This window comes from Streptomyces sp. NPDC002676 (assembly GCF_053592455.1).
This window is the reverse complement of sequence record NZ_JBSFVT010000016.1, coordinates 169,878-180,793: the sequence shown is the minus strand read 5'-3', so window position 1 is coordinate 180,793 and position 10,916 is coordinate 169,878. Positions and strand designations below refer to the sequence as shown.

Sequence of the window (10,916 nt, the reverse complement as noted above, 5' to 3'; positions counted from 1 at the left end):
TGCCCACGAATCATTTTCGGGCGACTTCGTGTATGGCTCGAAGGAGCCTGACTGTCACTCAGAGTGGCCGCATCACAGAAGTTGAGCCAGAGCCGCAATTCGTGAACAACGCCATTCACTCCGTGCCGGCGGTGCTTGTGCGCGTAATCGGCACGGCTGTCGCCGACGCGGTCGCACTCGGCAAGGTGCCGCCCAGCAGGACGTAGTCGGGGTCGGCTTCGCGTAGCGGAGTGTCGTGCCGGCGCAGGTACACAGCGAGGCATACGCGTGCGTGGTCGGTCGGCACACCCGCCGCCGTGGCTGACTGCCGTCGGCTGAGGTTCGTGCCACAACCGTGCCAGATGCAGGGGTCAGCCACGGTCAATGGCGGTGGCGCGCGGTCGGGTTGCCAGCCACCACACGACGTATCGAAGCCGCAGGTCACCAGCAAGGCACCCCCGCCTCTCGCCTAAAGCGGGTGTCGCAGGTTCGAATCCTGCCGGGGCACCGGGGCAAAGGTCCCGGACCGGTCAGGGGCTGGGACCGTTGGGTCACTCGCCGTCTGGGCTGCACCTCCCGTACCCGTAGCACGCTCCGGCAGAATGCGGGCGTGTCACTTGACGCCATCAACGCCGTGAACTGGTCGGCGATACCCAACCCGACGCGGGATCAGTGGGACGATCCGGAGGGCGTCGCTCACGCGCTCCGCCTGCTGACGGTGTCCACCACTGCCAACGAGACAGGTGACGCGGCAGCCAGCCTCGCCGGTCGCGGCTTCGAAGGAGGGTGAAGCCTGCTCGTCCGTGCATCTGGCGCGCGATCCGCTTGGTCTTGGTGTTGACTCCCTCGGTGGGACCGTTGCTGGAGATCCCTTCTCTCCGTGTCTGCCGCCGGACCGTTTCAGCCACCACCCCGTCGCCGGGCGAAGCCCCGGTGATGGCCTGTATCTCCCGCCCGGTGATCTCCTGCAGCGGCAGGACAACCACTGAAATGCCTGGTCAGGCTTGTCGGCGTTCGATCCGGGCTGCGGGGAGGGGGATTACGTTCGTGTCGTCGTGGGGTGCGAGCTGGTTTCGGCCTTGGTGGGGTCGGTGGCCGTTGAAGTGCCGGGCGTAGTCGTGAAGGATCTTCTCAGCGTGGCCGCGGTCAAAGATCAGCAGGCGGTCGGTGCACTCCTCCCGCGCCGAGCGTATAAAGCGCTCCGCGTACGGGTCGCAGTTGGGGCTGCATGGCGGAGTCTTGGCCACGCTGATGCCTTCGCCGGCCAAGACGGCGTCGAAGGCTGCAGTGAACTTCGTGTCCCTGTCTCGGACGAGGTGGGTGAAGTCGGCAGCGTGGTCGCTGAGCTGCCAAAGCAGTTGGCGGGCCTGCTGCGTGGCCCAGGGGGCGGTGGGGTGGGCGGTGACACCGAGGATGTGCACGGTGCGGGTGCGCACTTCCATGACGAACAGGACGTACAGCCGCTGCAGTCCGATGGTGTCCACGTGGAAGAAGTCGGTGGCGAGTAGGCCGCCGACCTGGGTTTGGAGGAAGGCGGCCCACTCGCGGCGTGCGGTCTGACGGCGCGGGGCGGGGCCGATGCCGGCGGCACGCAGGACTCGACGGACGGTGCTCGCGCTGATCCTGTGCCCGAGGCGGCGCAGTTCGCCGTGTACGCGGCGAGCGCCCCACCGGGGGTTCTCGCTGCCGAGCCGGATGATCAAATCGCGGAGCTGGTCGCAGAGCGGCGGGCGACCGGGAGAGGCCGGCTGGGCCCACTTCTGTTTGATGAGGCGCCGGTGCCAGGCGAGCAGGGTGCGCGGGGAAACGATCCGGTGGCTGCGGAGCGCCCGCGGCAGTAGTCGGGCGAGGGAGGTCAGCAGTGCCCGGTCCGGCCAGCCGGGCTTCGATGCGGTGACCTGTCGGCGCAGCACCGCGACCTCGTGTCGCAGGATCAGTATCTCGGCGTTCTTTGCCGCGGTAGATCGGCACAGTAGGACGAGCCACGCGAAGATCCGCGTGGCGAACAGGTAGATCATCCGCACGAGTACGATGGCCGATCACGTCGGACTACTGATCCGGGCACATCGCCCGAGGTCAGCTGCGGTGAAGCAGTTCTGGACCGCTACGGGGCCGGGGACGCCATCAGCGAGGTAGGCTGACGAGCCCCATCTCATAGGCGCTGATGACGAGCTGGACCCGGTCCCGGGCACCCAGTTTGGTGAGCAGCCGTGAAACGTGCGACTTGGCGGTGGCCACCGTGATGAAGAGGTCCTCGGCGATCTCGGTGTTCGTCCGGCCGCGTCCGACCAGGGTCAGCACTTCCCGTTCCCGCTCGGTGATGCCCTCGACCGGCCGTGGGGAGCGTTCTGGGACAGCCGCGGGCCGCCCGATGAAGTCCGCGATCAGACGGCGCGTCACACCCGGCGCGATCAGTGCGTCACCACAGGCGACCACGCGGATCGCCGCGAGGATGTCGTCCAGCGCCATGTCCTTGACCACGAAGCCGCTCGCGCCGGCCCGGAGCGCGCCGTAGACATGGTCGTCCTCGTCGAAGGTGGTCAGGACGAGGACGCGTGTGGTTGCCGAGCCGGCCGTGATCAGGCGGGTGGCCTCGATCCCGTCCATAACGGGCATCCGGATGTCCATGACCACGACGTCGGGGCTGGCATCCCTGACCAGTTGGACGGCCTCAGCGCCAGTGGCGGCTTCACCGACGACCTCCAGATCGGGGTGATCCGCCATGATCACGCGGAGACCGGACCGAACCAGCGGCTGGTCGTCGGCGAGCACCACCCGGATGGTCATCGTGCCTCCACCGGAACTCCGACGGGTGCGGGCAGCGGCAGCCGGGCCGCCACCCGGAAGCCGCCCTCAGGGCGCGGCCCGACGCTGAGGTGGCCGCCCAACAGACCGACTCGCTCCCGCATCCCGATGAGGCCGAAGCCGTGGACCGAGCCGTCCTCGGAGGCGCCGCGCCCGTCGTCGACGACCTCCACGGACAGCTCCTCGTCTCCGTACTCGATGGCCACCCGGCAACGTCCGGTGCCCGCGTGCCGGACCACGTTGGTCAGCGCCTCCTGCACGATGCGATAAGCGGACAGGTCGATGTCGGCCGGAACGGGACGCTGCTCTCCGCTGCAGCGCACGTCGACGCGTACCCCTGCGCCCGCGGTCGCTGCCGCCAACCGTTCGACGTCCGCCAGCCCCGGCGAGGGTGAGAGCGGTGACTGCTCCGAGGTGGTCGCGCCCCGGTCGGGCTTCGTAGAGCGGGCGAGCCGGCGCTCGCCCTCCTTGAACGTCTGGCGTGCTTGAGCCTGCTCGGGTGTCTGAGTCTCTCGGGTGCTTGCTGCGGCGCTTGCGAGGGTGAGGGCTTCGCGGGTGGCGGTGAGCCGCTTGTGATGGTCAAACCGGTGTCCGTCCGCGCAGATCCGCTCGGACACCGCTCAGTTGTTCCAGGTCTCGTCGTAGGGATCGTGGGGCGTCGGCACCGGCCTGGCCGCGGTGACCTGGAGGAAGGGGATCGGACCGTTGTTCACGGGGTCCCGGGTCCGCTTCGCGGTGTACCTGCCCGTCACCTCCAGCCATGCGTTCGGCTGCAGGACCGGGGGGACTTTCCCGGTAAGGCCGATCTTCACCGGCTGGGCGTCCGCGGCACAGCAGTTGAGGGACATCCGGACGAGGTAGGGGGTTCCGGAGCGGTCCACGGCGACGAAACCGGTGATCAGCACGCTGCGGCCTCCCAGGGAACGGCCGTGGTCGTAGAACGCGCGGCCCGCGTAGTCGACCAGGCTGATCGGTACCGGGTCGCCCGTCGGGAGTTTCGAGTAGCCGTACGGTGGCTGCAGGGCCGTACCGGTGCGCATCGCGCTGTAGGAACCCAGGGCCGGCGGGGCGACGAGGATGAGGGCGAAGAGGGGGAGGACGAGGAGCCAGGAGGTGCGAGGCTCGCGGTGGGCGTGCCCCCGGTCGTCGTCACCGGTGCCGGACCCCCGCTCCTTTTGATGCGCGCGCTTCCACTCGTACCAGGCCGTCGCCAGCGCAACCACGGCCAGGAGCGCGCCGGCCACCAGCAGCAGCGGGCGCAGGCCGGCCTTGACGTAGCGCAGATACAGATCGGTGAGGCCGGCGTGCAGCAGGGCCACGCCGACCAGGAACAGGACCGCCGCCTGTGCCTGCCGGTTCACAGCAGCACCGCCCCGGTCAGCACCGCGCCCGCGATCGCGAGGGCGAAGGTGATGGGGGCGAAGCGCAGCGCGAAGCCGCGGCCGAAAGTGCCCACCTGCATCGCGAACAGCTTCAAGTCGATCATCGGGCCGACCACCAGGAACGTCAGCCTCGCCGTCAGCGAGAACTGGGTCAGCGACGCCACCACGAACGCGTCCGCCTCCGAGCAGATCGACAGCAGTACGGCAAGGACCGCAAGGGCCAGGACCGCAAGCACCGGATTCCCGGCTGCCGTGCGCAGCCAGCTCGCCGGAGCCGCTGTCTTCAGCGTCGCCGCGGCCATAGCGCCGAGGACCAGGAAGCCGCCCGCGTGCATCAAGTCGTGCCGGACCGACCCCCAGAACCGCTCCCCCCTGCTCTGGCCGGTGTGCTCCGCGTGTGATGGCAGGCGCAGCCAGTCGGTGCGGCCGAGGCGCTGCCACAACCAGCCCATCGCACAGGCCACCAGCAGACTCGCGAGGAAGCGGGCCAGGACCATCCGCGGGTCGCGTGGGAAGGCGACGGCCGTGGCGGTCAGGACGATCGGGTTGATCGCCGGGGCGGAGAGCAGGAACGCGAGCGCCGCGGCCGGTGTGACACCCCTTCTCACCAGTGCGCCGGCCACCGGCACGGACGCGCACTCACAGCCAGGCAGCACCGCACCCGCCACGCCGGCGACCGGAACGGCGAGGGCGGTTCGGCCGGGCAGGGCGCGGGCGAAGAACGACGGCGGTACGAAAACGGCGATGGCCGCCGACAGCAGCGCGCCGAAGACGAGAAACGGCAGCGCCTGGACCACCATCGCCACGAACACCGTCATCCAGCTCTGCATCACCGGGCTGGCCAGCGCCCGGCGGATCGGGCCCTGCATGACGACCACGACGAGCATGAGCACGGTCAGGGCGAGGGAGGAGTTGAAGTGCCAGCCCTCCTGGCCGCGTCGGCCGGGCTCCCCGCCGGCCTGTGGCTGCCGCGTCCGGCGACCCGGTCCGGTCGGGGCGGCTTTGGTGATGGCCACGGTGAGCTACCTCCGGCAAGGTCGTGCAAGATGGGTGCCTTCTCCTCTTATACGGCCGCATTGCCGCGCCGTCTCACCGCGATCGTGCCGATGCGAGCGGGATCCCCGGTGTTCTCGCATTGATGGGCTGGGAGCGCGCCACAGCCGTAAGTATGTGTTCGATTTTCGGGGCAAGTGGAGACACCGGCGAGGCATGAAGGTGTGAGCGCTTTGGTCGGCCGCTTGAGTAGAGGACCAGAAACCCGGTACTGGCCCTGCTGTTGCGGGCTGCATGTAAGGAATGTTCGACTCCGGTTACGACGTTTCCTGGCCGGCCTCCTCCCCGTACGTCACCGCCGTGGGCGGCACCTCACCGAGCAGGGCGCCCAACTCGCACGGCTGGACCGAGACCACCTGGAGCGGCGCGGGCTCCGGCTCCTCGGCGTACGAGGCCAAGCCGTCCTGTGTTGTTGTGCGACACAGAGCTTCAACTCGGTCTCGCACAGGGTACCGACGGATGGGTCGAAGTCGGAGGCACCAGCGTCTCGTCGCCGATCATCGCGAGCGTCTACGCACTGGCCGGAAACACCTCGCAGGCCGACCGGCCTTGGCACGCCCAACGGCACCAGCGCCTTTTGACGGCGGTGCCCTGTGACCGGCAAGGGCTGGGCTCGCACTCTGCGGCGCGAGCCCAGCCCTTGCCTCGTCTCAGCCCTCCGGCCGGTCGAGGATCACACGCTCCATGCCGTGCCTTGCCGGCCGGGCCTCTACGACGACCACGTCGCCCGACTCCTCGACCAGGCCGTCCACCATATCGAGCACCTGCGCCTCGGCGTGCGTGAGCAGCCCGTCTCTTCGCCCTGGGCATCCGACGACGAGTGCGCCGCCGCCCAGCGGGAATTGCGCCGGCAGCCCCGCGACGCTGGCGCCACCCGCCTGCGCAACCGCGACTTTGTGGACGGCCGCCCCCGCGGCCACCTGCGCGCCTTCGGCCTGTCCCGCATCCGCGTACGCGAGGTGGCCCACGCGGGCGAGCTCCCGGGCGTGACCAAGAGCAGTTGGTGACCCGCCCGTCGAGGGCCCCACCCACGAGCACGGGTAACGGTGTGTCCCGCACGCGGATGGCTTCCGCGTGCGGGACCGGGTGCTCGGCTCGTGATGGTCGAACGGTCAGACGGTCAGCTGGTCGTCAGGGCGGTGTCGTCCACGACGAAGCTGGTCTGGAGGGAGGAGTCCTCCACGCCGTTGAACTTCAGGGTGACCGTCGAGCCCGCGAACGACGAGAGGTCGAAGCTCTTCTGGGTGTAGCCAGAGGCGTGGTTGAGGTTCGAGTAGGTCGCCAGGGTGGTCGAACCGGCGGTCACCGTGAGCTTGTCGTACGCGGTGCCGGTGGTGGTCTCCGAGGTGTCGATGTGCAGGTAGAAGGTCAGCGTGGCCTTGCATCCGGCCGGGATCGTCACCGACTGGGAGAGCGTGTCGGTGTGCGAGGAGCCGTAACCGTCGAGCCAGGCGTAGTACGAGCCGCCGTGGGCCGCCTCACCGGTGTCGTTGACGATCACACCGCTGGTGGCGGTCCAGCCGGTGCTGCCCGACTCGAAGCCCGGGTTGGCCAGCAACTGGGAGGAGGAGCAGCCGCCCCCGCCGGAGCCGACGGTCCAGGTGAAGGAGGTCGAGCCGGAGGCGCCGGTGGAGTCCTTCGCGGTGACCGTGACCTGGTAGGTGCCCGCGGTGGACGCCGTACCCGAGATCAGCCCGGTGGAGCTGTTGACGGACAGCCCGGTCGGCAGGCCGCTCGCGCTGTAGGTGAGGGCCGCGCCCGCGCTGTCGCTGGCCTTGATCTGCAGGCTGACCGAGCTTCCGGTGGTGGTCGACTGGCTGCCGGGGTTGGTGACGGTCACGGTGTTGCCGCTGGTGCCGCCGGCGGTGAAGGCGGCGGTGCCGTTCGGGGTGCCCCAGCCGGTCGGGCCGTCGTAGCCGGTGCCCGCGGTGCAGAAGTACGACGGGGAGCAGCTGCCATTGTTGCCGCTGGTGACGTCGTACAGGTTGCCGGTGTGCTGGTAGGGGTACTTCGCCGGGTAGTCGCCGGAGCCCGGAGTGCCCGCGAGGGCGTAGACGGAGGCGATGATCGGCGAGCTGGCGCTGGTGCCGCCGTAGACCGCCCAGCCGGAGCCGCCGTAGGTGTCGTAGACCGCCACACCGGTGGCCGGGTCGGCGACGGCGGAGACGTCGGCCTCCATGCGCTTGGAGCAGCCGGTGTCGGTCTGCCAGCTCGGCTTCGGGTCGTAGGCGGAGCAGCCGGAGCCGGTGCCTTCCGTGGAGTTGGTGTGCCACACCGACTCGCTCCAGCCGCGGGAGTTGGAGGCGGTGGTGAGCGCGGTGCCGCCGACGGCGGTCACGTACTGGGAGGTCGCCGGGTACTCGGCGCCGTAGGCGGAGTCACCCGAGGAGACGGTGATCGCGACGCCTGGGTGCTTGAAGTACGAACTGTCGTCGCTGGTCTGGGAGGAGTCCTCGGAGCCTCCCCAGCTGTTGGAGATGAACTTGGCGCCGAGTGCCACGGCCTCGTTCTCGGCGGCGCCGAGGTCGGCCATGGTCGCGGAGTTGGCCTCGACCAGGATGATGCTGCAGTTCGGGCAGACCGCGCTGACCATGTCGATGTCGAGCATCTCTTCACCGGCCCAGCCGCTGTCGTTGGTCGGCAGCGAGGTGGTGGAGCCGGTCTGGCTGACCTGCTTGAAGCAGCCGTTGGCCTTGGTGCAGGACGACAGGCCGTACGTGGAGCGGTACGTGGCCAGGTCCGACTCGGCATTGGGGTCGTTGTAGGCGTCCACGATGCCGACGGTCATGCCCGAACCGGCCGTGGTGGGCAGGTTGTAGGCGCTGTGCAGGTTGGCCGGAGAGAGGCCGGAGGGTGCGGCCGCGAGGGCGGCGACCAGGCGCTGCCTGATGTCGGTGCGGCGCTGGGCGAAGCAGGAAGCGTGGCCCGGCTTGGCGATGGCGCACAGGTGCTGGGTCGGCACCTTCTGGCCGGCCTTGCCGGTGGCGTGGAAGGTCTGCCGCTTCGGGTCGGTCAGGGCCTTGGCGTTCTGCGTGACCTTGGATGTGTGCGGGTGGGCCGCTGCGGGCTGGGCGCCGGCCGTGGGGGCGGCGACGAGCCCGGCGACGGTGAGGGCGAGCGCGGGGAAGGCGACGGCGACGAGCCTTCGCAGACTCCGTCTCCGCCCGCTCGGGTGTGACTCACGCATGGGGAACTGCCTCCGGTTGACGTGGGGATTCACACTGGATGGGCAGGCCCGTGATTGCGCGTAGCGGCGGCAGAACCGCGCAGTCATGAGCATGACATTCACGCCAAATGAGCGTGACATGACAGGGTGCGGGAGGAACGTACGCCCGAAGCGCACGAACCGGCAGCGCCGCAGGGATTTCTTTGCCCCTCCATAGGATGGGGTTGGTCACTCCGTTGGAGAGAAGCGAGGCGGGCTTGCTCACAGGAAGATCCGCAAGCGCTCTTTCCACCGAGGCATCAGCGCCTGCGGCAATCTCGGCGAGCCGGATGACGTCTGCCGCCTGAGGGCATCCTGCCGATAGCGACGGGGGAGCTTCGCGGCACACACTCGCGGGTGGTACGGCGGCTGGTGAACAGGCTCATGAGCCAGCCATGGTGAGCAGCGGTCCCGGTCTTCTGGCGATGCTCGGGCTGAGCCACGGCACAGCCGTTCCCGTACTCTTCCTCAGAGCCGCCGCGCAGGACCGGCTTCGGAGGGGGCACGGACAACCGCGAGGGAGACGGCATGGGAGCCGCTGACCGGCAGAATGCCGGAGACTGGAACCGGGTCGGCGACCCGCCACGACCCAGGGGCGGTCATGCGAGCGAGTACGGCCACGACTACGAGTACGGGAATCCTCCCGACTACGAGTACGGGAATCCTCCCGAATCGATACCTCGCCCCGGCTACGGACCCGATGCCGGCGCGGGCCGCATCCCCTCCCCGGCGACAGGCCACGGGCACACCCCCGCGATGGGCGACGGGCACGCCACAGTGACTGGCACCGGACATGGTCCCGACCACGGCCCGGGAGCGGGCGCCGGCAGTCACGGACACGCGCACACCCACACCCACGGACCCGCCGCGCCGGTCTCCCGGCACTTGCGCAAGGTCATCGCGGCGATCCTGATCCCCTTCACCGCCGCCGTCGTGGTGGGGCTCGTCGTGCTGTGGCCGGGCGGAGCCCCGCCGCACAAACGCACCGGTGTCGGCTTCGACCAGCAGACCCAGCAGGCGACGGTCACCGAAGTCGTCGAGGTGAGCTGCAAGTCGGTGAACGCCTCCGGCGAGACTCCCACCGGCGACACCTCCACCGCCGAGGGCAACTCGGCGCAGCAGGAGGCGAACGGCACCTGCCACAAGGCCACGATCCGAGTCGACACCGGCAAGGACAAGGGCCGCACCTTCACCGAGATCGTGCAGCCTGATCAGGCGCGACAGCTGCACCAGGGCGAGAAGGTCGTGGTCGCCTACGAACCCTCCGCGCCCAAGGATCTGCAGTACTCGGTCACCGACGTCAACCGCCGCTTCCCGATGGGCCTGCTGGCCGGGATCTTCGCACTCGCCGTCGTGGCGGTGGGCCGGCTGCGCGGCGTGATGGCGCTGGTCGCACTGGCCGTCAGCTTCCTGTTGCTGAACTTCTTCGTCCTGCCCGCGGTCCTGCAGGGCTCGAACCCGCTCCTGGTGGCGGTGGTCGGGTCGAGCGCGATCATGCTGATCGCCCTGTACATGTGCCACGGCCTGTCGGCCCGCACCTCGGTGGCGGTGCTCGGCACACTGGTCTCACTGGCGTTGATCGGCATCCTGGGCTCGGTGTTCATCGGCTGGGCCGCCCTGACCGGCAACACGGACGACAGCACCGGACTGATCCACGGCCTGTACCCGAAGATCGACATGAGCGGCCTGCTGCTTGCCGGCGTCATCATCGGCTCCCTCGGCGTGCTCGACGACGTCACGGTGACGCAGACCTCGGCCGTCTGGGAGCTGCACGACGCCAACCCGACGATGGGCTGGCGTGGGCTGTACCGGGCGGGCATCCGCATCGGCCGCGACCACATCGCCTCCGTGGTCAACACCCTCGTCCTCGCCTACGCCGGCGCCGCACTGCCCTTGCTGCTCCTCTTCTCCATCGCCCAGAGCAGCGTGGACACGGTCGCCAACAGCGAGCTGGTCGCGGAGGAGATCGTGCGCACCCTGGTCGGCTCGATCGGCCTGGTCGCCTCCGTCCCGGTCACCACGGCCCTTGCGGCTCTGGTGGTCTCGGCGGACCGGCCCGGTCCGCGGGCAAAAACGGCAACAGCGGGCGCGGGCGCGGCTGTCGGAGCGGCGGCAGGCCGCGGCGGGCGTCGGCGCAAGCGTTGAGAGCGATCTCTTCAAGGTGGGCGCATACAGGCTGTTCAGCGACTGTAGGCGGTGTGCTCGGAGCCCGAGCGCAGCCTGTTGTTCAGACTCTGGACGGATCTTGGCAGAGATCACCGCCGCCTGCCCCTCGGCGATGTCGCGGTGTGCTCCTGCAATGGCGCCCTTGCGGCCAGTTCTCGCTTCCAGGGGCCGGCTGCTCTTCAGCCGCCCGGAGGACCTCTCCGCGCCTGCGAGCCGCCGGCGTGCCCATAGCGTGCCCTTGAGATCGGTCAACCACGGTCAACAGCGGTGCGATCCTGCCCTCTCGGGCGCAACCCTCGCCGCCGAAACCCGAGCCCAACTCCTTC

10 protein-coding genes, 1 tRNA gene and 1 pseudogene are annotated in these 10,916 nt (G+C 69.4%); 4 read left to right on the top strand and 8 right to left on the bottom strand.

Annotation, left to right across the window (positions count from 1 at the left end):
- Positions 1-113: 113 nt before the first annotated feature.
- Positions 114-226, bottom strand: a pseudogene (locus ACWD3E_RS33075) (IS5/IS1182 family transposase); the annotation flags it as partial.
- Between the two features lie 188 nt (positions 227-414).
- Between ACWD3E_RS33075 and ACWD3E_RS33070 the strand changes: the two are divergent.
- Together ACWD3E_RS33070 and ACWD3E_RS33065 are read left to right on the top strand one after the other, a co-directional pair.
- A tRNA-OTHER gene (locus ACWD3E_RS33070) sits at positions 415-487 on the top strand.
- Positions 488-589: 102 nt separating this feature from the next.
- Positions 590-769: a hypothetical protein gene (locus ACWD3E_RS33065; protein ID WP_451391231.1), complete on the top strand. Its 180-nt coding sequence runs from the start codon at positions 590-592 to the stop codon at positions 767-769.
- A 208-nt stretch (positions 770-977) separates the two neighbouring features.
- Here ACWD3E_RS33065 and ACWD3E_RS33060 read toward each other — a convergent pair whose 3' ends face one another.
- The 6 genes from ACWD3E_RS33060 to ACWD3E_RS33035 form a co-directional block, all read right to left on the bottom strand.
- Entirely contained in the window at positions 978-1,997 is a 1,020-nt protein-coding gene (locus tag ACWD3E_RS33060; protein ID WP_451391219.1) for an integrase core domain-containing protein, read from the bottom strand.
- Between the two features lie 106 nt (positions 1,998-2,103).
- The gene (locus tag ACWD3E_RS33055) at positions 2,104-2,766 is read right to left on the bottom strand and encodes a response regulator (protein ID WP_451391218.1); all 663 of its coding nucleotides are present in this window, start codon (positions 2,764-2,766) and stop codon (positions 2,104-2,106) included.
- Entirely contained in the window at positions 2,763-3,401 is a 639-nt protein-coding gene (locus tag ACWD3E_RS33050; RefSeq protein ID WP_451391217.1) for a sensor histidine kinase, read from the bottom strand. The genes ACWD3E_RS33055 and ACWD3E_RS33050 overlap by 4 nt, the downstream gene beginning before the upstream one ends.
- A 3-nt stretch (positions 3,402-3,404) precedes the next feature.
- Positions 3,405-4,145 carry a TIGR03943 family putative permease subunit gene (locus tag ACWD3E_RS33045; RefSeq protein WP_451391216.1) on the bottom strand — a complete coding sequence of 247 codons (741 nt, stop codon included), beginning with the start codon at positions 4,143-4,145 and terminating at the stop codon, positions 3,405-3,407.
- Positions 4,142-5,182, bottom strand: a complete 1,041-nt coding sequence (locus tag ACWD3E_RS33040; protein ID WP_451391215.1) for a permease — start codon at positions 5,180-5,182, stop codon at positions 4,142-4,144. Before ACWD3E_RS33040 ends, ACWD3E_RS33045 begins: the two co-directional genes overlap by 4 nt.
- Before the next feature lie 294 nt (positions 5,183-5,476).
- Positions 5,477-5,617, bottom strand: a complete 141-nt coding sequence (locus tag ACWD3E_RS33035; protein ID WP_451391214.1) for a hypothetical protein — start codon at positions 5,615-5,617, stop codon at positions 5,477-5,479.
- 357 nt (positions 5,618-5,974) lie between these two features.
- On the opposite strand from ACWD3E_RS33035, the gene rpsN reads away from it, so the two are divergent.
- Complete coding sequence (gene rpsN / locus ACWD3E_RS33030) at positions 5,975-6,226, top strand: 30S ribosomal protein S14 (protein ID WP_451391230.1); 252 nt, start codon at positions 5,975-5,977, stop codon at positions 6,224-6,226.
- Between the two features lie 113 nt (positions 6,227-6,339).
- On the opposite strand, the gene ACWD3E_RS33025 is transcribed toward rpsN, so the two are convergent.
- Positions 6,340-8,406: a putative Ig domain-containing protein gene (locus tag ACWD3E_RS33025; protein WP_451391213.1), complete on the bottom strand. Its 2,067-nt coding sequence runs from the start codon at positions 8,404-8,406 to the stop codon at positions 6,340-6,342.
- Positions 8,407-9,180: 774 nt separating this feature from the next.
- Here ACWD3E_RS33025 and ACWD3E_RS33020 point away from each other — a divergent pair.
- Entirely contained in the window at positions 9,181-10,569 is a 1,389-nt protein-coding gene (locus ACWD3E_RS33020) for a YibE/F family protein (RefSeq protein ID WP_451391229.1), read from the top strand.
- Positions 10,570-10,916: the final 347 nt, after the last annotated feature.

Bases quoted from the DNA above. Each gene is read 5' to 3' on its own strand.
- ACWD3E_RS33060 (WP_451391219.1), bottom strand. From the start codon at position 1,997: ATGATCTACCTGTTCGCCACGCGGATCTTCGCGTGGCTCGTCCTACTG.
- ACWD3E_RS33055 (WP_451391218.1), bottom strand. From the start codon at position 2,766: ATGACCATCCGGGTGGTGCTCGCCGACGACCAGCCGCTGGTTCGGTCC.
- ACWD3E_RS33025 (WP_451391213.1), bottom strand. From the start codon at position 8,406: ATGCGTGAGTCACACCCGAGCGGGCGGAGACGGAGTCTGCGAAGGCTC.
- ACWD3E_RS33020 (WP_451391229.1), top strand. From the start codon at position 9,181: ATGGGCGACGGGCACGCCACAGTGACTGGCACCGGACATGGTCCCGAC.